The organism is Paraburkholderia podalyriae (genome assembly GCF_014397785.1).
Lineage (GTDB): Bacteria > Pseudomonadota > Gammaproteobacteria > Burkholderiales > Burkholderiaceae > Paraburkholderia > Paraburkholderia podalyriae.
The window spans coordinates 394924-414861 of record NZ_VZQQ01000001.1 but is presented as its reverse complement, the minus strand read 5'-3'; the positions used below and the strand labels follow the sequence as shown (position 1 = coordinate 414861).

The 19938-nt window shown below is 65.9% G+C and carries 18 protein-coding genes; 2 read left to right on the top strand and 16 right to left on the bottom strand.

Annotated features, from left to right (window positions below):
• The first annotated feature begins 144 nt into the window (after positions 1–144).
• Both F6X42_RS01830 and F6X42_RS01825 read left to right on the top strand, forming a co-directional pair.
• Positions 145–327: a type II toxin-antitoxin system HicA family toxin gene (locus tag F6X42_RS01830; protein ID WP_187632551.1), complete on the top strand. Its 183-nt coding sequence runs from the start codon at positions 145–147 to the stop codon at positions 325–327.
• Positions 324–734: a type II toxin-antitoxin system HicB family antitoxin gene (locus F6X42_RS01825; RefSeq protein ID WP_187632550.1), complete on the top strand. Its 411-nt coding sequence runs from the start codon at positions 324–326 to the stop codon at positions 732–734. Before F6X42_RS01830 ends, F6X42_RS01825 begins: the two co-directional genes overlap by 4 nt.
• Before the next feature lie 90 nt (positions 735–824).
• Here F6X42_RS01825 and F6X42_RS01820 read toward each other — a convergent pair whose 3' ends face one another.
• From F6X42_RS01820 to F6X42_RS01745, 16 genes are all read right to left on the bottom strand, one after another.
• Positions 825–1559, bottom strand: a complete 735-nt coding sequence (locus F6X42_RS01820) for an RNA polymerase sigma factor FliA (RefSeq protein WP_187632661.1) — start codon at positions 1557–1559, stop codon at positions 825–827.
• A 36-nt stretch (positions 1560–1595) separates the two neighbouring features.
• Entirely contained in the window at positions 1596–2465 is an 870-nt protein-coding gene (locus F6X42_RS01815) for a MinD/ParA family ATP-binding protein (protein WP_187632549.1), read from the bottom strand.
• On the bottom strand, positions 2458–4446 hold the full coding sequence (flhF, locus tag F6X42_RS01810) for a flagellar biosynthesis GTPase FlhF (RefSeq protein ID WP_187632548.1): 1989 nt from the start codon (positions 4444–4446) through the stop codon (positions 2458–2460). The genes F6X42_RS01815 and flhF overlap by 8 nt, the downstream gene beginning before the upstream one ends.
• Positions 4447–4726: 280 nt before the next feature.
• Positions 4727–6829, bottom strand: coding sequence for a flagellar biosynthesis protein FlhA (gene flhA / locus F6X42_RS01805; protein ID WP_187632547.1), 2103 nt, complete (start codon positions 6827–6829; stop codon positions 4727–4729).
• Positions 6826–8073, bottom strand: coding sequence for a flagellar biosynthesis protein FlhB (gene flhB / locus F6X42_RS01800; protein WP_187632546.1), 1248 nt, complete (start codon positions 8071–8073; stop codon positions 6826–6828). Before flhB ends, flhA begins: the two co-directional genes overlap by 4 nt.
• A 174-nt stretch (positions 8074–8247) precedes the next feature.
• Positions 8248–9564, bottom strand: coding sequence for a DUF3443 domain-containing protein (locus tag F6X42_RS01795; RefSeq protein WP_187632545.1), 1317 nt, complete (start codon positions 9562–9564; stop codon positions 8248–8250).
• 14 nt (positions 9565–9578) lie between these two features.
• Positions 9579–10136 carry a DUF2844 domain-containing protein gene (locus tag F6X42_RS01790; protein ID WP_187632544.1) on the bottom strand — a complete coding sequence of 186 codons (558 nt, stop codon included), beginning with the start codon at positions 10134–10136 and terminating at the stop codon, positions 9579–9581.
• A 340-nt stretch (positions 10137–10476) separates the two neighbouring features.
• Positions 10477–11187 (bottom strand): protein phosphatase CheZ, encoded by a 711-nt coding sequence (gene cheZ / locus F6X42_RS01785; protein ID WP_187632543.1) that lies wholly within the window; start codon positions 11185–11187, stop codon positions 10477–10479.
• A gap of 1 nt (position 11188) precedes the next feature.
• On the bottom strand, positions 11189–11584 hold the full coding sequence (cheY, locus tag F6X42_RS01780; RefSeq protein WP_129959964.1) for a chemotaxis response regulator CheY: 396 nt from the start codon (positions 11582–11584) through the stop codon (positions 11189–11191).
• Positions 11585–11645: 61 nt separating this feature from the next.
• The gene (locus F6X42_RS01775) at positions 11646–12734 is read right to left on the bottom strand and encodes a protein-glutamate methylesterase/protein-glutamine glutaminase (protein WP_187632660.1); all 1089 of its coding nucleotides are present in this window, start codon (positions 12732–12734) and stop codon (positions 11646–11648) included.
• A gap of 5 nt (positions 12735–12739) precedes the next feature.
• Positions 12740–13453 (bottom strand): chemoreceptor glutamine deamidase CheD, encoded by a 714-nt coding sequence (gene cheD / locus F6X42_RS01770; RefSeq protein WP_187632542.1) that lies wholly within the window; start codon positions 13451–13453, stop codon positions 12740–12742.
• Positions 13450–14412: a CheR family methyltransferase gene (locus F6X42_RS01765; protein WP_187632541.1), complete on the bottom strand. Its 963-nt coding sequence runs from the start codon at positions 14410–14412 to the stop codon at positions 13450–13452. The genes cheD and F6X42_RS01765 overlap by 4 nt, the downstream gene beginning before the upstream one ends.
• Before the next feature lie 204 nt (positions 14413–14616).
• Positions 14617–16449, bottom strand: a complete 1833-nt coding sequence (locus tag F6X42_RS01760; protein ID WP_187632540.1) for a methyl-accepting chemotaxis protein — start codon at positions 16447–16449, stop codon at positions 14617–14619.
• 39 nt (positions 16450–16488) lie between these two features.
• Positions 16489–17022: a chemotaxis protein CheW gene (locus F6X42_RS01755; protein WP_187632539.1), complete on the bottom strand. Its 534-nt coding sequence runs from the start codon at positions 17020–17022 to the stop codon at positions 16489–16491.
• A gap of 78 nt (positions 17023–17100) precedes the next feature.
• Positions 17101–19455, bottom strand: a complete 2355-nt coding sequence (gene cheA / locus F6X42_RS01750) for a chemotaxis protein CheA (protein WP_187632538.1) — start codon at positions 19453–19455, stop codon at positions 17101–17103.
• Between the two features lie 100 nt (positions 19456–19555).
• On the bottom strand, positions 19556–19933 hold the full coding sequence (locus F6X42_RS01745) for a response regulator (protein WP_018418789.1): 378 nt from the start codon (positions 19931–19933) through the stop codon (positions 19556–19558).
• Positions 19934–19938 lie beyond the last annotated feature (5 nt).

Here is a 19938-nt window from a genome sequence, read left to right as displayed (position 1 = left end):
GCGCTAGTCCACCCGTCACGCTGAAATGGTGACTTCCGTCGAGTTTTCGCCAGCGCCCGGCTTCGACTTGGCCGCGCATCAATAGGCGGAAGCTTGCCCGCTAGTCAGCGTGTGTAATCGTGTGTATGATGGAGGGTGTGATGTATGAACAGTGCCGAGGTCGTCAAATTGATTCAAGCGAATGGCTGGCAGCTCGTCCGCAAAGCGGGCAGTCACCATCATTTCAGGCACGCGGGAAAACGGGGGCTCGTGACGGTCCCGCACCCGAAAAAAGATTTGCCGGCCGGCACCCTGAACAGCATTCTGAAACAGGCGGGGCTCAAATGAAGCATCTGATCTTTCCGATCGCCATCGAACCCGGAGACAATACGCACGCGTTCGGCGTCGTGGTGCCCGATATTCCGGGCTGTTACTCCGCGGGCGACACGCTCGAAGAAGCGTATGCGAACGCAAAACAGGCGATCGAATCGCATCTCGAAACTCTGCTCGACGAAGGGCTGCCGCTGCCCGAGCCGCTCGCGCTCGGCGAGCATCGGCGCAATCCGGAATTCGCAGGGTTCACATGGGGTTTCGTGACGACGCGCAATATTCCGGCGCTGAAGAAGGCGGTCCGTATCAACATCTCGCTGCCCGAGGTGCTGGTGCAGGAGATCGACGCGTATGCGCAGGCGCGCGGTATGTCGCGCTCGGCATTTCTCGCGCTCGCAGCCGAACATGAGATGGCGGACGCATGAGCAACCAGGCGGCCCGGCGCGAATCGGCATCGGCGCGCCGCCGCATCCAGAGCCAGCGCTTGAAAAGCGGCGGGCTGTCCCGCGGCGGCATCAGTTCGTTTCGGCGTTCGCCCAGGCCATTTCGCGCAGCCGGGTGCGCAGGCGTGCCACGGCCTGGCTGTGCAGCTGGCACACGCGCGATTCGCTGACTTCCATTACCGCTCCGATCTCGCGCAGATTCATGCCGCGCTCGTAGTACAGCGACATCAGCAGCTTCTCGCGCTCCGGCAGGCGGTCGATCGCTTCGACGAGCGCGGAGCGCAGGCTGTCGTCGAGCAGCGCCGACAGCGGATCGGAATGATCGACGCAGTAGCGGTCAAGAAAAGGTTCGTCGTCGGCGGAGCGGTCGAAGTCTTCGTAGTAGATCAGCTGGCTGCCGTGCAGGTCCTGCAGCATCGACTGGTATTCGTCGAGCGGCATCTGCAGGTGCTCGGCGACCTCCGCCTCGCTCGCCGAGCGGCCGAGGTTCTGCTCCACCTTGTGCACCGCGCTTTCCACTTCGCGCGACGTGCGCCGCAGGCTGCGCGGCAGCCAGTCGTTGCTGCGCAGCTCGTCGAGCATCGCGCCGCGAATCCGCTGGCTGGCATAGGTCTCGAACTGCGCGCCCTGGTCTTCCTTGTAGCGGCCGGCGGCATCCAGCAAGCCGATCATGCCGGCCTGGATCAGGTCGTCGAGATCGACGCTCGCCGGCATTTTCGCGACAAGCTGCAAGCCGAGTCGACGCACGAGCGGTGCGTACTTCGCCAGAACTTCGGCCTGAGAAATCTTTCCCTGAGCGTTATACATCGACATCGTGCTCCCCTTGTCCTTCGTGCGGGCCTTTCAAGCGTGCTGCGCGGACGGTTGGTCGGCGTGGTGCGCCGCTGTAACTGTCGCAGGCGCCCGCCAGGGCGTTTGCGACGACATCGCTGGCCGCATCGGCCAGTACTGCAATTCGGCGGCGAGATGGCGGAAGTCGCGCGCGGCCGGTGTCGACGGAAACGCGTCGACCACACAGCGCGACAACTCGAGCGCCCGCGCGATGCGCACGTCGGCCGCAATGCAGCCGGCGTTTTCCAACGCGACGGTCAGGTAGCGGCCGGCCACGCCGGCGAGATTGCCGAACGCGGCTTGCGCGTCGTTGGCGCTTTGCACGTGATTCGCGAGCACGCGCAACTGCGCGATCGCGTGCGCGTAGTGCAAGCGCTTGATGCACGCATACGCGTCGGTGATCGCCTCGCCCAACATGCGCGCGACGATCATCACGTCGTGCGCCTGCTTGGCGAGGGGCGACAGATGCCCTTCGTCGTCGAGCTGCGCGTCGATCAGCACGATGTCGGCCGAGCCGCCGAGCAGCACGCTGAGTTCGGCCTCCGTATGGCCCTCGCGGTTGTTGCGCGAGGCGGACAGCACCGAAAAGCCGAGCGCGTGACGCGCCGCAGCGAAATCGACCGGGGTCTCGCCGCGCATCACCGCCGCGAAGTTGCCCGCGCCGCGCAAGCCGCCAAGCATCGCGCTCACCGATTTGTCACCGACGCATTCGTCGATCACGAGCACGTCCTTGCCCTGCTGCGCGAGCGCCGCGGCGAGGTTGACCGCCACGGTCGTACTGCCCACGCCCGTCGACGCACCGGCCAACGCGATCACGCGCGCACCGCCGCGCGCGAGCAGCCGCCGCAACCCTTCGGCCTGATCGGAAACGAATTTATCCAAAGCGAACCTCGTGCAACTCGGCCGTCGAACGCGCGGACAGCGAGGACAGCAAAGCGGGGATGTCGTCGTCGTGCGGCACGAACGGCGAGTTGTCGCGCGGAACGCAGAAGGTGCTCTTGATCAGGAATTTTTTCGTCGCGACGTACAGGTTCTCCGGCACCTTCTGTCCGGTCGATACGTAATGCACCGGCAGCTTGTAGCGGATCACCGTATCGAGCACACCGCCCAGGTTCGTCGCTTCGTCGAGCTTGGTCAGAATGCAGCCGGCGAGCGGCTGCTGGTCCGGCGCGCGCTGATACGCCTGCACGACTTCGTTCAACGTGTCGCCGTGGCTCGTCGCGTTGAGCAGCAGCAGGCGTTGCACCGGCTGGCCGGCGCGGCACAGCATCGCGATCTGGTCGGACACGAGGCGGTCGCGCTGGCTCATGCCGATCGTGTCGATCAGCACGATGTGCTTGTTGCGCAGCTCGGAGAGCGCGAGTTGCAGATCGGCGCTGTCCTTCACCGCGTGCACCGAGACGCCGAGAATCTTGCCGAAGATGCGCAGCTGTTCATGGCCGCCGATGCGGTAGCTGTCGGTCGTCAGCAGCGCCACCTTGCTTGCGCCGAAGCGCATCACGCAGCGCGCGGCGAGCTTCGCGGTGGTGGTCGTCTTGCCGACGCCGGTCGGACCCATCAGCGCGAACACGCCGCCGCGCTCCATCAGCGCGTCTTCGTCTTCCATCACCGGCAGGTTCGATTCGAGCACCGAGCGCACCCAGTCCATGCCGCCGTCCATCGTTTCGATGTCGTCGGGCAGGTTGTCGACCATCATCTGCACGAGCTGCGCGGAAAAGCCCGCGGCGAACAGATGCTTGGTGAGCGCGGCGCCTCCGGGGTTGCGGCGCTGTCGATCGCCCCACAGCAGACCCGCGAAGTGCTCTTCCATCATGTCGCGCATCGACGACAGTTCGTGCATCACGGTGTCCTTGACGACCTGCTCCATGCGCCCCTTGATCGCCTCGGCGACGGCGGCCGGCGAGCGGCTTTCGTCGGTGGCCGACGGCACAGGCGCGATCTTCTGCGCGGTGCGGCGCGCGGCGACTTCGGCGGCTTCGCGCGCCCAGTCGGGCGTATCGATCACCGGCGGCGCGGCTACCGGCCGCGCGTCGACCGCGCTGCCGAGACCCTTGGAGGTCGCGACGGCGGGCGTCATCGCGGCGGGACGGGCGCTGTATTCGCCGCTTTGTTGCTGCTGCTCAGCCGCGATACGACGCGCATGATCGATGAGCCACGGATTCGACTCGGCCATCGTGCGCGGCGCGGCGGCTGCGCTCGATGCGACAGCCGGCGATACCGGCACCCCTGTGGCTTTCAGCAGATCCGCGCGAATGTCGTTCGACAGGCGCGCGGCCGCGGCGCGGGCACTCGCGCCGGAAGGTATGGCTGAAGCGGCGGGCGTGGCCGGTGCGTTGAACGAAGTGACTGCGTTGGATGCTGGTTGACTCGCGGCGGGCGCGGCGCCTGTCGCGATGGCTGCGGACGCGGCCGTCGTGGCGCCCGTGCCGCTCGTCGACGGATAGGTATTTGCGGCGGCCAACGGCGCTTCATTCGCGGCCATGTTGAGCGCCGGGCTAGCCATAAAATCCGCAGCCGCGTTCGCAGGAAAATCCGCCGGAAAATTCGCCGGCGCGATCAGCGGCATCGCTTCAGCACCCGCTTCCGGGCTCGCGCCGAACACCGACGAAAACACATCCGGCATGGCGCTCGCGTACGGATTCATCGGCGCCGCGGGCGAGCCGCGCGGCGTGAGCATCGATGCGGCGCCTTCGCGCGCTTTCGGTGTGATCGCGGCGAGATCGCTATCGGCGAGCGCGACGATTTCGACGCTGCCGTCGTCCATCGTGCGATTCGACAGCACGACCGCATCGGAGCCAAGTGCTTCGCGAACGAGACGCAACGCATCGCGACTGGTAGCACCGACAAATTTACGAATGTTCAAGCTGGACCCCCGATGAGGTATACGGACTGGCGGACCGGCAATACACCGTGTCCCATTGCAATCAATTATTGCGAAAGGCGTCGGGCGACGATCGATGGATAAAGACCGTTAAAGGTCGGCAATTCGCTTGATGGACACACGTCAGAAACATCGATTGACGAGGTCGGCAAAGGCGTTTCAGCGGCACAACGGCATGCGGAACCCGAAGCGGAAATGAAAACCGGCGCCCCCTGGAGCGCCGGTTTGTGTGGTGTCCTCAGCCGCAAGCGAGCGGCCTTCGTCAGCCTTGCGCGCCGATCAGATTCACCACCTTGACGTTGCGCGTATCGGGCACTTCCGCATACGACAGCACTTTCAGTTGCGGCAGGCTGCGGCGCAGGAAGCGCGCGAGCATCGGGCGCAGCGCGTGCTGCACGAGCAGCACCGGAGCGAGGCCAAGGTTCTGCTGACGCGTGATCGCCTTCTGCGTTTCGGCGAGCAGCGTGTTCGCGAGACCCGGCTCGAGGCCCGGGTTCGGTCCGGTCGATAGCGCCTGCGACAGCACCCGTTCGAGGTTCGCGTCGAGGCCCATCACCTGCATGTCGGCGATGCCGGGGAACCACTGCTGCGTGATCGCGCGACCCAGCGCGAGCCGCACCGCGGCGGTGAGGTCGTGCGGGTCGGTGATCTTGGTCGCGTGCTCGGCGAGCGCTTCGAGGATCGTGCGCAAGTCGCGGATCGGCACGCCTTCTTCGAGCAGGTTCTGCAGCACCTTTTGCAGCGTGGTGAGCGGCAGCACCTTCGGTACCAGGTCGTCGACGAGCGATGCCGTGTCCTTCTGCATCCGCTCGAGCAGCGCCTGTACCTCGCGGCGGCCGAGCAGCTCCGACGCGTGCGTGACGACGAGGTGATTCAGGTGCGTCGCGACCACCGTGCTCGAATCGACGACGGTATAGCCGTACACCTGCGCCTGTTCGCGCAGGTTCGTATCGATCCAGATCGCGGGCAGGCCGAACGCCGGGTCCTGGGTCGGCGTGCCCGGCAGCGCGGCCGATACCTGGCCGGGATTGATCGCGAGCCACTGGCCCGGATAGGCCTCGCCCGCGCCGACCTCGACGCCCTTCAGCGCAATGCGATAGCCGTTCGGTCGCAATTCGAGGTTGTCGCGGATATGGATGACCGGCGGCAGGAAGCCGATTTCCTGCGCGAACTTCTTGCGGATGCTCTTGATCCGCTTCAGCAACTCGCCGTCCGAGTTCTTGTCGACGAGCGGAATCAGCCGGTAGCCGACTTCGAGGCCGAGCGTGTCGATCATCGTCACGTCGTCCCAGCTCGCCTCGGCGTTTTCGACCGGCGTCAGCGCGGCCGGCGCGACGTCGACGAGCGCCGGCGCGTTCTTGCGCTCCTCGGCGCGCTTCTTCATCGTGCGGCCGAGCTGGATCAGGCCGGCGCCGAGAATCAGGAACGCGAAGTGCGGCATGCCCGGGATCAGGCCCATCAGCACGAGGATGCAGCCGGTGATCATCAGCACGCGCGGGTTCGTGAACAGCTGCCCGGTCAGCTGCGTGCCGATGTCCTCGTTGGTTGCGACGCGCGACACGATCACGCCGGCCGCCGTCGAAATCACCAGCGACGGAATCTGCGCGACGAGGCCGTCGCCGATCGTCAGCAGCGTGTAGTTCTTGCCCGCCGCGGCAAAACTCATGTCGTGCTGGACCATGCCGACGATCAGCCCGCCGATGATGTTGATCACCATGATCAAGAGACCGGCGATCGCATCGCCGCGCACGAACTTGCTCGCGCCGTCCATCGAGCCGTAGAACTCGGCTTCCTGCGAGACTTCCGCGCGACGCTTGCGGGCCTGCTCTTCGTTGATGAGACCAGCATTCAGATCGGCGTCGATCGCCATCTGCTTGCCGGGCATCGCGTCGAGCGTGAAGCGCGCGGACACCTCGGCGATCCGCCCCGCGCCCTTCGTGATCACCATGAAGTTGATCACCATCAGGATGATGAAGACGACGATACCGACCGCGAAATTGCCGCCCACGAGGAAGTGGCCGAACGACTCGATCACCTGACCGGCCGCATCGGGTCCGGTATGGCCTTCGAGCAGCACGACCCGCGTCGACGCGACGTTCAGCGAAAGCCGCAGCAGCGTCGAGAACAGCAGCACGCTCGGGAACGCGGCGAAGTCGAGCGGCTTCATCGTGTACATGCTGACGAGCAGCACCATCACCGACAGCGCGATGTTGAACGTGAACAGCAAGTCGAGCAGGAACGGCGGCAACGGCAGAATCATCATGCCGAGGATCATGCAGATCAGCACCGGCCCGGCGAGGGCGCGCAGGTTGGTGCTGTTTAGCGCTTCCGGCCGTCGGGCGAGGAAACCGGCGCGAACGTTCATGCGGAGGCTCCGTTATTGTCGTTGCCGGGGTCGTCATTGGCGCGGTCGTTGGCCTTGTCGTCAGCCGGGTTCAGCGTGTCGGCGGCTTCCTCGGCGGCGTCCTCGTCCGATACGCCGCCCTTGTCCAGTTCGGGCGGCACGTCGAATTCGGTCGGCGCGACCGGCACGTCGCCGCCTTCAGCCTTGAAGCGGCGCAGCTGATAGACCCACGCGAGCACTTCCGCGACCGCGCCATACAGCGGCCCCGGAATCTCGCGATCCAGATCGACGTTGTGATAGAGCGCCCGCGCGAGCGGCGGCGCTTCGAGCAGCGGCACGTTGTTTTCGGCGGCGATCTCGCGAATCCGCGCGGCCACGAGGTTCACGCCCTTCGCGACCACCTTCGGCGCGCGCATCTCGCCGTCCGCGTATTGCAGCGCGACCGCGAAGTGCGTCGGGTTCGTCACGACCACGTCGGCCTTCGGCACCAGGGCCATCATGCGGCGCCGCGCGATCGCGCGCTGCTGCTGGCGAATCTTGCCCTTGATGTGCGGATCGCCTTCGCTCTCGCGATGCTCTCGCTTCACTTCTTCCTTCGTCATGCGCAGCTTCTTGTGGAACGTCCACAGCTGGTACGGCACGTCGAGCGCGGCCACCGCGAACATGCCGGCCACCGTCATGCCGCAGCACACCGCGATCAGATGCACGGAGTTGGCGAGCGCGAGGTGGAGCGGCTGCGTCGCGAGCGCGAGGAATTGCTCATGGCGATTCCAGATCGCCGTGCCGCCGATCAGTCCCACGACCAGCGTCTTCGCGAGCGACATGCCGAGCTGGATCGGCCCGTTGATCGAAAACATGCGGCCGAGGCCCTCGATCGGGTTCAGCCGGCTGAACTTGGGCTCGAACCCTTTCGCCGACAGCTGCCAGCCGCCCAGCGCCATCGGCGCGAGCAGCGCGGCAAGTCCGGTGAAGCCGAGGATCGGCACCAGCGTGTAGAATCCTTCGCGGCTCGCGGCGCCCGCGCCGATCAGCATGCGGCTGGTGTCGAACGCGCCGGCATGGTTGAACGTCAGCGACGCACGCAGCATGTTCTGCAAATGCTCGCCGATGCTGCCCGACATGCCCCACACGCCGTAGAACCCGGCCGCGAGCAGCGCGAAGGTCGACAGCTCCCGCGAACGCACGATCTGCCCTTCCTCGCGCGCCTTCTGCAGGCGCCGAGGGGTGGCTGATTCGGTTTTTTCGAGGTCACTGTCCTCTGCCACAAAGCTCTCCAGTCGGCCGAGGCGCGGCGCCTCTTTCCAGTGAGAGCGATTATTCCTGCTCGGCGCAAGCGCCGATCGGCGGATAAGGGCGGAGAAACGGGGGTATTTCGACGGATGAGCGGACGGCTCGCGCGTCTGTCACGCAAGCCGTCCGGCATTCGATCGACGTGGGCGTCAGAAGGCGACGGAAGGCGCGGGACCGCCGCTCGCGGTCTGATCGAGGTGGTAGTACACGTGGCGGCCGTAAAAGAACGGCAGACCGAGGTCGAAGCTCGCATTGCCGCCGATCTGGCCGGCGAGGGTGTTGAACGCGAAGTTGCTGCCGGTGGCGAACAGCGTCTGCGCACTCAGGACGCCGATGCTCGCGGCCGCCGACACCTTGTTCAACCCGACCAGCGTGACCGTGCGGGTCTGCGCCGACGACGGGCAATAGAAGCCCGCGAATTGGCTGGCGCACAGCGTGAGCGTGCTATCGCTGAAGAAGTACGCGTTCGAGCCGGAATCGAGGAAAGCCTGGACGGTCTTGCCGTTGAAGGTGCTGTTGTTCAGGTCGCCGAATCTGTCGGTCGTGAATACCTGCGACGCGGCAAGCGGGTTGTTCCCCTGCGTGCCGATGCCGAACACCAACGTGCCGGTCGCCGACGACTGCCCTGTGTCCGACACCGGTGCCATCTGCACGATCACGCCGTTGTTGTCGAGCGGGAAGTTCGCGACCGGATTGGCGATCTGTTGCGGAATCTGCACCGCGGTGCGCGCGCACGACGTGCCGTTCGGGCAGGCGAAGTAGTTGCTGTAAGTCGCCGCGGTCGTTGCGTTCGCGCACGTCTCGCCGCAATCGTTCAGCGCGGTGCCGATGCCGAGAATGCCGTTCGCGCCGAGATCGCTAGCCGTGTTCTGTGCCGAGCCGTTGCCGCAGCCGGTCGCGGGCATCGTGCTCACGTTGTCGCCGATGGTCTGGATGGGGATGCTGGTCGTCGTCGTTTCGCTGCCAATCGTCACGATCGCAGTGCGCACGCTACCCCACGTGAAGCCGTCCGCGAAGGTTGCGCATTCGGCCAGTTTGGAGCCGCCGCTGCCGATGGTGCTGACCGGCAGTGCGCCGAGCAGTGTCGAATTGAGCACCGAGCTGACCACGCGCAGGCCAAACGAGCCTGTGTCGACCTGGATATTGTCGATCGTCTGGCAGTTGGTGGTCGAGCCCGGCGCGCAGATCCTCACGCTGACGGTCGGAATGTTGATGACACCCGAAACGCCGTGGCCGACCGTGATCGGCACGGTGTTCGACGCGTTCGCGGGGATCGGCTGCTGGGTCGGGCTGGCCGGCAGCGAACCGCCGTTCAGTCCGTTCGACGTGCTGCCGCCACTGCTGGAGCTTGAATTGTTGTCACTATTGCCGCCTCCGCCACAGGCGACGAGCGTCGCCGTGAGCAGCACGGCAAGCGCGGCCTGCATCCAGCTTTTGATATTCGCGGTCGTGAGCATGGTTCGCATCGTGGTCCTCGCCGTTACTGGATGTCGGAACCGCTGACGCCGGCCGGCAGCGCGGACGGCAGCCACGCGACGCCGCTGAACGCGCCCATGTGGCCGCCCGAACGCACCACCAGCTCGCTGTCGTCGACGGCGACCGGCCCCCGCGCATTGCCGCGCGCGGCCCGAACCGCCTTCACGCCGGCCACGTACTGCGGAAAATAACTGCCGAGCAGATCACTGAGATCGGGCATTTGCGGACCATGCCACGAAATGCCGAATACCGCGCCGCTCGTGCTCAGATATTCGCGCACCACGGTGCCGTTGCCGAACGTGGTCTCGCGTACCGTATAGGAAGCGGACGTGGTGGAAGTGTTGGATGTCGACGATGCCGCGCTGGATTCAGAACGCATGACACTTTGCGCCGCGCCGCTGGCGGGCTGCACCACGCGGGACGACACCGAGGCGTCGGATGGGGGGGTAAGCGGCGCGCTGCCCAGCGCCGCATGGGCGGACTGCGCGGCCGTCAGGGCCAACAACGAACACGGCAACACCAGCGCCGTGTTTCTCCCGGCGCGACGAATACGACTCCACATGACGATGCTCCTCCCGAGCCGCGGCACGCTTCGCCGATTGGGCGAACCGGCCGCTTATAGGCAGATGATACGGCACCGCCGCGGCCGCAACGCTGAGGGGTCCGCCTCACCGCGCGACCGCCCGGCGTCGCGCTAGCCGGGTGCCGTACCGCTTTGACCTCGTAGTATGCCTGCGGATTCTTTCAGCCGGCGCAAGGTGCGCCCGCGCGCACGACTTACCCGCCTATTACTAGCAGGAAACCGGACGGAAGATGGGTATTCGGCGCGCATTGAACGCGTGTTTGGCGCGAATCGCGGAGAAGCCAGCAGCCCGGCACGCCTGCCGGGCCGAATCGGTCGATCAGAAGCCGAGGCTCGCGAGCAGATCATCGACCTGCGATTGATCCTGCACCACATCCGTCTTGCCTTCCGGATTGATCTGCGGGCCGTTGAGCAGATGCTCCGGGCTGCCGGTCGACGACACCTCGGCCGCGAGCGCCGCTGCGTTCGCCGCGAACTGTTCGCGCCGTTCGAGCGCGATGTTCTCGACCAGCACGCCGAGCAATTGCTGCTCGATCAGATAGACGACGTCGGTGATCTTCTTGATCACCTGGCCGGTCAGATCCTGGAAGTCCTGCGCGAGCATGATCTCCATTAGCTGCGAGTTGGTCGCGCCGGTCGCCTCGGGCACGCCGCGCAGGAAGGTGCGCGTGTCGTTCATCAGCGCGCGCACTTCCTCGCGCTCGATCGGCGCCGCGTACCACTGCTCCCAGCGCGCGTCGAGCGTGCCCGCGTCTTTCTGCAACTGCTCCTGGATCGGCTTCGCGATGTCGATCGCCGACAGCACGCGCTCGGCGGCCTGCTCGGTCATGTTGGCGATGTACTTCAGACGATCGCGCGCATCGGGCACGGCTTCGGCCGCCCGCTCGACGTGCTTGTCGAGTCCGAGCTCGCGCATCGAATCGCGCAGCGTGCGCGTCAGTTGGCCGATGCGCGCGAGGATGCGGTCCGACGCGAAGTCGCCGCTGTCGTGGCCCGTTTCGGCGCCAGGCGTTTGGGTCGGCGGCGTCACGTCAGCTCCCGGCTTTCGCCATCTTCTCGAGAATCTTATTGAGCTTCTCGTCGAGCGTCGCGGCCGTGAACGGCTTGACGACGTAACCGCTCGCGCCGGCCTGCGCCGCCGCGATGATGTTTTCCTTCTTCGACTCGGCCGTCACCATCAGCACCGGCAGGTGCGTCAGGTTCGCGTCGGCGCGGATTTCCTTCAGCATCGCGAGACCGTCGAGGTTCGGCATGTTCCAGTCCGAGATCACGAACTCGTAGCTGCCGCTGCGCAGACGCGCGAGACCGGCCGCGCCGTCTTCCGCTTCGTCGACGTTCGAGTAGCCCAGTTCCTTCAGCAGGTTGCGGACGATCCGGCGCATCGTCGGAAAATCGTCAACCACCAGAATCTTCATTCCCTTATCCATTTCTTTCCCTTTGCTTGATCCATGTAGCGGCGTTCGACCGCGTCACTCCATCCGGCACGCATCATACCCGCTGAACGCGGTCACCCATCGACGACAAACGTGCCATCACGCGCCGGCTCATGTCCGGCAGCGCGGCGATTTCGTCGGCCGCGCCGAGCGCGATCGCCTCGCGCGGCATGCCGAACACGATGCAACTCGCTTCGTCCTGCGCCAGCGTGTAGGCGCCGGCCTTTTTCATCTCCAGCAGACCGGCCGCGCCGTCGCGCCCCATGCCGGTCAGTATCACGCCGACCGCGTTCTTGCCCGCATGCTGCGCGGCCGAGCGGAACAGCACATCGACCGACGGACGATGCCGGTTCACCGGCGGGTCGTCGGACAAATGCGCAATATAGTTGGCGCCGCTTCTCGCGAGCAACAGATGCGCGTGGCCCGGCGCGATGTACGCGTGCCCCGGCAGCACGCGCTCGCCGTGCTCTGCTTCTTTAACGGTAATCCGACACAAACCATTGAGGCGTTGCGCGAAAGATTTCGTAAAGCCCGGCGGCATGTGCTGCGCGATCAACACCGCGGGCGCATCGGGCGGCAGCGGCACCAGCACTTCGCGGATCGCTTCGGTGCCGCCCGTCGATGCGCCGACGATGACGAGCTTCTCGGTACTCAGCAGCGGGTTGTTGAAGAGCGGCGCCGAGCCGACCGGCGTCTGCGCGGCCTGCGCGGCCGCCTGCTGCGCGGGCCCGGCCTGGCGCACGCGCGCGCGGGCTGCCGCGCGAATCTTGTCGGCGAGCTTTTCCGCATAGTCGAGCATGCCGTCGCGAATGCCGACCTTCGGCTTGGTCACGAAATCGACCGCGCCGAGTTCGAGCGCGCGCAGCGTGATTTCGTTGCCGCGCTCGGTCAGCGACGACACCATCACGACCGGCATCGGCCGCAGGCGCATCAGCTTCTCGAGAAAGTCGAGGCCGTCCATGCGCGGCATTTCGACGTCGAGCGTCAACACGTCCGGGTTGTGCTGCTTGATGAGATCGCGCGCCACGAGCGGGTCGGGCGCCGTCGCCACCACCGTCATGTCCGGCTGCCCATTGATGATCTCGGTCATCAGGCTGCGGATCAGCGCCGAATCGTCGACGCACAATACGTTGATCTTTTGCACAGCGCTCACGCCTCCTCTGTGGTTCTGGCGTTGTTGGAATGAGTCGGGCGCGGGCTCGCGCCGAACAGTTCGATTCTCGGCCGCGCGGCGGCCGGCTTCGCGAACAGCTCGACCCGTTGGCGCGCCGCGGCGAGCCGCTCGGCGCGCGCTTCGGCGCTTTGCCGCACGAGCGCCTGTTCGCGCTCGGCGACGCCCGCTTCCTGTTGCAAGCGCAATTTCTTCACCATCACCTGACCGGTGCGCGGCATGAACGCGACCTTGCGCGGATGCGAGCCCTGCAGGTCCTCGGCGACGATGCGGATCTTTTCAGTGGCCAGATAGCGGCGCACGAACTCCGAATTGCGATCGCCGATGTTCATCGTGGTCATGCCCGCGAGCACCGCGCCGCCGCCGAACACCTTGGCCTCGAAGCGCTCGCGCCGCCCGCCCGCCTTGATCAGTTCGTTGATCAGCACTTCCATCGCATACGCGCCGTAGCGCATCGAGTCCGACGCGGCCTGCGCGACGTCGGCGCCGTCGTCGGGCAGCATGAAGTGATTCATGCCGCCGATGCCCGCGGTGCGGTCCTGGATGCAGGCCGCGACGCACGAGCCGAGCACGGTCACGAGCACCATGTCTTCGCTCGTCGTGTAGAACTCGTTGGGCAACAGCTTCACGCCAGGGCGCTCGAAGTGGTTGTCGTAATACAGGTTCGATGCAATCGGCAGCGTGCTGCTCATGCGGCCACCCCGCTCGATTGATGCGCGTCATGCGCGTTGGCGCGCGACGGCGCGCGAGCGCCGCCCGCGTCGCGTGTCAGTTCGTAGACGGTCTGCCCGCGCAGCCGGAACGCCTGCGTCACGTACGTGAAGTTTTCCGAATGGCCGGCGAACAGCAGACCGCCCGACTTCATCAGCGGCTCGAAGCGCGTGAGCACCTGCGCCTGCGTCGGTTTGTCGAAATAGATCATCACGTTGCGGCAGAAGATCGCGTCGAACTGCGTGCGCAACTGGTAATCGCGATCGGTCAGGTTCAGTTGCTCGAAGCGCACCAGCGCGCGCACTTCGGGACGCACCTTGACCATCCCCGCATGCGCGCCCGTGCCTTTCAGGAAGAAGCGCTTGAGCCGCTCGGGTGACAGATGCTTGACCTGGTCGAACTGGTACACGCCGGCCTCGGCCTTCGCGAGCACCTGGGTGTCAATATCGGTCGCGAGCACCGACGCCTGGCGCGCGCCGCTGTCGCCGAGCGCTTCGATCAGCGTCATCGCGATCGAGTACGGCTCCTCGCCCGTCGATGCCGCCGAGCACCACACGGACACCGGTTGCGGGCGTCGCGGCGCGAACTCGGCAAGGATCGGAAAGTGATGGGCTTCGCGGAAAAACGCGGTCAGGTTGGTGGTCAGTGCATTGGTGAACGCTTCCCACTCGGCCGGATCGTTTTCCGCTTCGAGCAGATCGAGATACTGGCGAAACGTATCGATGCCGCGCGCGCGCAAGCGGCGCGCGAGGCGGCTATACGCCATGTCGCGCTTGTGCTCCGACAGCGAAATGCCCGCCGCGCGATGAATCAGATCGCGGATGCGGGCGAAATCCGCCGCCGTGAATTCGAAATCGCGTCCCGTCTCGACGGACCTGGCCGGCTCAGTGCGGTCAGGTGCCACCCGGACGGGGCGTTGTGGTGCGCGCGTTGCCATCATGAAAATTCCCATCTGCGATATGAGCCATCACGCTCGCCACCCAGCCGGACTGCCTGGGGGCCAGGAATTGCCTTCGCGAGGTCGCGCCCTCCCGCGAGTGCCATCGACATACGGCCGGCTCGCGACACGCGTAATGCGCGTGCTTCGATGCTTCGCCCATCCGCGGGCGCGATACCGGTTGACCACATGTCACTCTGCCATTGCCTAAAACGTTTCCCAATCCGCGTCCGAGCTTGCCTTCGCCGCGCTCGCCGCAGCGGCGTGGGTGGGCGTGTCGGTCGTGGCGCGAGCCACGGCTGCGGCCGGTCTGGGCTTCAATGCCGGTTCGACGCGTGCGGCTGCGTCGTGCTGGGCCGGGGCCGTCGCGGCCGCCGCGGTCGCCTTCGTTCCATTGCTCGCGGCGGACGCTTTCGGCGCGGGTTTGGCGAACTTCGTGGCGGGGGTCGGCGCACGCGTCGCCGGGGCGCTCTGACGCGCCGGTGTGCCGGCCACCTTCCAGCCGCCCAGCACCGCCTGCAATTGCCGCGTCTGATCTTCGAGCGACGCCGCCGCGGCGGCCGCCTGTTCGACCAGCGCCGCGTTCTGCTGCGTGACCGAATCCATTTGCACGACCGCGCGATTGACCTGCTCGATGCCGCCCGACTGCTCTTCCGACGCCGCGCTGATCTCGCCCATGATGTCGGTCACGCGACGCACCGCCTGCACGATTTCGTCCATCGTCGTGCCCGCGCGGCCGACCAGTTCGGAGCCGCTCTTCACCTTGTCGGCCGAATCGCCGATCAGCTCCTTGATCTCCTTGGCGGCGCTCGCGCTGCGCTGCGCGAGGCTGCGCACCTCGCCCGCGACCACCGCGAAGCCGCGGCCCTGTTCGCCGGCGCGCGCGGCTTCGACCGCCGCGTTCAGCGCGAGAATGTTGGTCTGGAACGCGATGCCCTCGATCACGCCGATGATATCGACGACCTTGTTCGAACTGGTCGCGATCTCCTGCATCGTCGTGACGACCTGGCTCACCACGTCACCGCCGCGCGTCGCGATGTCCGACGCGTTGACGGCGAGCTGGCTCGCCTGGCGCGCGTTCTCGGTGTTCTGCCGCACCGTGCCGGTCAGCTGATCCATGCTCGACGCGGTTTCCTGCAGCGACGCGGCCTGCTGCTCGGTGCGCTGCGACAGATCGGTGTTGCCCATCGCGATTTCGCGCGCGCCGGTGTCGATCGATTCGGTGCCGCTATGGAGCGCGCGCACCATCGTCGCGAGACTTTCCTGCATCCGCTTGATGCCCGCGAACAGGCGGCCGATTTCGTTGCCGCTGAAAACCTCGACCGTGCCGGACAGATCGCCGGCGGCGATCCGCTCGAAGCACGCGGTCGCGTCGTTCAGCGGCTGCACGATCAGGCCGCGCAGCGCGAAACGGATGCCGATCACCACCAGCAGCGCGAGCGCCGTGATCACGCTGATCAGCGTGATCATCAGCGATGCGTTCGACTGCGCGCTCGTCTGCTGCTCGGTCACGCTCTGCTGCAGCGCCTTGACGACCGCGGCGGCAGCCGCGTCGTAGGCGATGAACATCGGGCTGATCTTCGTGTCCGCGACCGCGTGATACGCGTCCAGATTGTTCGCGTTCAACGCGGCGAATTCGACGTCGACGCCGTCGTGCATCACCGTCGTATGTTTCGCGAGCACATCGTCGAGCAAGGCCTGCTCGACGCCGTGCTTCGGGGTATCGAGATAGGTCTGCCAGCTCTGGTTGCCCTTGCCGAGCAACTCCTGCGCGCGATCGAGTACCTTTTTCGCTTCATCCGCGTTGCCGGCGGCCGTCAGCGTGTTGAAGCGATTGATCGCGATGCGCGAGCGCAACAGATACGCCGACGCATCGTCGAGCGCATGAATCGCGACCAGCTCGCCGCGCGCGATACGATCGAGCGAGCCGCTCGCGCGATTCAGCGCGTTCAACGCGAGCGCGCCGACCACCACGGTCAGCGTCACCAGAAGAATCCCCATCACCGTCAGCGACGTGCGGATCGACCACCTGCTCAGCATTTTGATGCTCCTTGTGCTGTGTTCCGCTACTGCCTGCGCTCAGACGCCGAGCGCCTCGGTCAGCGCCATTTCGGAGCTGGTCATCAGCTTCTCGATGTCCATCAGGATCAACATACGGCCGTCGACCGTGCCGAGACCGGTCAGGTACTCGGTGGTCAATGTCGCGCCGAACTCCGGCGCCGGCATGATCTGGTCGACCGCGAGCGTCAGCACGTCCGACACGCCGTCGACGACCATGCCGACCACGCGATGCGCGACGTTGAGGATGATCACGACGGTCTGATGGTCGTACTCGACGCGGCCCAGATGGAACTTGATGCGCATGTCGACGATCGGCACGATGATGCCGCGCAGGTTGATCACGCCCTTGATGAACTCGGGCGCGTTGGCGATGCGCGTCACGTTGTCGTAGCCGCGGATTTCCTGCACCTTCAGGATGTCGATGCCGTACTCTTCCGCGCCCAGCGTGAAGACGAGGAATTCCTGACCGCCGGCGTCCGCCTGCGCGTCGCGGCGGCCATTCGTACCGCTCGCGTTTGCGACGCTCGAATTGATGGATTGGACTTCTGCCACGTTAGCCCCCAAACGGTTGGGATAAATTGAGTTGAAGTGGTGTTGCGATGTCTGTCATTGCCGCGATTGCTGCATGCGTTACGCGAGGCTCATCGCCTGATGCGCATGCCCATGCGCATGACGCGTTTCGCGGTTCAGCGCCGCGACGTCCACGATCAGCGCGACGCTGCCGTCGCCCAGAATGGTCGCCGCGGAAATGCCATGCACCTTGCGGTAATTCGTTTCCAGATTCTTCACGACCACCTGCTGCTGGCCGACGAGTTCGTCGATCAGCATCGCGAAGCGCCGCCCCTCGGTTTGCATGATCGTGACGATGCCCTGAGTCGGCTCCTGCTTCGCGTCCTGCACGTTGAACACCCCGTGCAGCGCAACGAGCGGCAGGTATTCACCGCGCACGCGCACCACGCGCTCGCCGTTGGCGACCGTGTAGATGTCTTCGGCTCGCGGCTGCAGCGACTCCATCACGAAGTTCAGCGGCAGGATGAAGATCTCGCTGCCGACCTTGACCGACATGCCGTCGAGAATCGCGAGCGTGAGCGGCAGCACGATGCGCGTGGTGCTGCCCTTGCCCGCGTGCGACGTGATCTCGACGTGACCGCCCATCGACTGGATGTTGCGCTTCACCACGTCCATGCCGACGCCGCGGCCGGACACGTCGGTGACCTGCTCGGCGGTCGAGAAGCCCGGCAGGAAGATCAGGTTCCAGACTTCCTCGTCGCTCATCGTGTCGCTGACCTGCATGCCTTGCTTCTCCGCCTTCGCGAGAATCTTGTCGCGGCGCAAGCCCGCGCCGTCGTCGCTGACCTCGATGACGATGTTGCCGCCGTGGTGCGCCGCCGACAGCACCAGCTGACCGGTCGAGTCCTTGCCCGCCGCGCGCCGCGCCTCGACGGTTTCGATGCCGTGGTCGAGACTGTTGCGCACGAGGTGCGTCAACGGATCGATGATCCGTTCGATGAGGCTCTTGTCGAGTTCGGTCGCCTGACCGAAGGTGACGAGTTCGACCTCCTTGCCGAGTTTCGCCGCGAGATCGCGCACCAGACGCGGGAAGCGGCTGAACACGTAATCCATCGGCATCATGCGGATCGACATCACCGCTTCCTGCAGATCGCGCGCGTTGCGCTCGAGTTGCGCCATGCCGTTGAACAGCCGGTCATGCAGCGCCGGATCGAACGTGCTGGTGGTCTCCGCGAGCATCGCTTGCGTGATCACCAGTTCGCCGACCAGGTTGATCAGCTGATCGACCTTCTCGACGCCGACGCGAATCGAGCTGCCTTCCCCGCCGGCCGCCGCGGCGGCCGGACGGGCCGCCTTGCGGTCCTGGTCGGCAGCCGCGGCCGGAGCCGGTTTGGCTGCCGCCCGAGCCGCGGCGGGTGCCGCCGGCGGCGGCTCGACGCTGTCCGCGTGACTGGGCGCGCTTGCGGGGGCAGCGATGTAGGCCGCCGGGGCCGACGATGCCGCCTGCTCCGCGTGATTGACCGCATGCGCGTGCGCTGCCGGAGCAGCGGGCGCGACATGCACGGTTTGCGCCGGCGGCGCAGCGGCAGCGTCGGGCGTTCCAGGTTCGCCCTGCTGCGCGTCGTCCGCCGGCGCGGTGCCACGGCCGATCGTGATCTGACTTTCGTCGATCACGAAGCAGCACACGGCGATGATGTCGTCGGAGGGTACGTCGCTCGAAAGCCACAGCGTCAGATCGCTGCCGCTCTTGAGCTGCCCGACGATATTGCCCAGGTTGCCAAGCTCTTCGGCCAGCAGTTCCTGGTCTTTCTCTCCCACGCCCCGTAGCGTAATTTTCAGATGAGGGCCGGCGCTGTCGGCCGTGCCCGCGGCCTGCCCGGTCTGTGCCGGTTCGCCGTCCGTCCATTCGCCCGCCACCTGCACCGCCTGTTCGACGACGTGCTCGGGCGGGATACTGCCTGACTCCTGTACTGCCGTTGTCTGGGTTGCCGCTGCCTGCGTGGCTGCGGGCGCCGATGCGCTCGCGGCCGGCGCGGTTTCAGCGATCGCCATTGCCGGGGCCTGCGCCGGCGCGCCGCCCATGCGGCTTTCCGCGTGCAGTTGTTCGAGCTTCGCGCAGATCGCGCGCGCCACCGCCGCATCGGGCTCGGCGCTCGCGCGATAGTCGGCGAGCTGGCCGGACAGCACGTCCTTGGTTTCGAGGAACGTGTCGATCATGTCCTTGCGCAGCACCAGCTCGTTGTTGCGCGCGCGATCGAGCAGCGACTCGAGAATGTGCGTGGTCTCGGTGAGCGCGGTGAAGCCGAACGTCGCCGCGCCGCCCTTGATCGAATGCGCGGCGCGAAAGATCGCCGCGAGGTCTTCGGGGTCCGGGCGGGCCACGTCGAGATTGAGCAGCAACTGCTCCATTTGCGCGAGCAGTTCGTCCGCTTCGTCGAAGAACGTCTGATAGAACTGTGTGATGTCGAGTGTCATGCCTGGTTCACCGCGAGAGTGCCTGTCTGTCTGGCGCGAGCTGCCGTAGAGGCGCGTCGGAAGCTATCTGTACTGTGTCTAAAGGTGTTGATTACGCGTATCAGGCCGGGTCCGGTTCGGCGAGCGCCGCCACCAGCTCGGTCAGCATGTCCGGGTCGAGCGGCTTTTCGATCCAGCCGGTTGCGCCCGCCGCGCGCGCCGCCTCTTTGAAGGGTTCGCCCGATTCCGTCGTGAGGACGAGGATGGGCGTCGCCTGATAGGCCGGATTTCCGCGCAGCGCGGTGATCAGATCGAGACCGGTCTTGCCCGGCATGTGCTGGTCGGTCAACACGAGATCGAACGCCATCGCGAGCGCGTTTTCGAGCCCTTCGTTGCCATCCGCCGCGAGCGTGACTTCATAGCCGGCGCCCGTCAGCGTCGCGGCGAGGATCTGCCGCATCGATGCCGAATCGTCGATTGCCAGGATGTGCCTGATCATGAAAA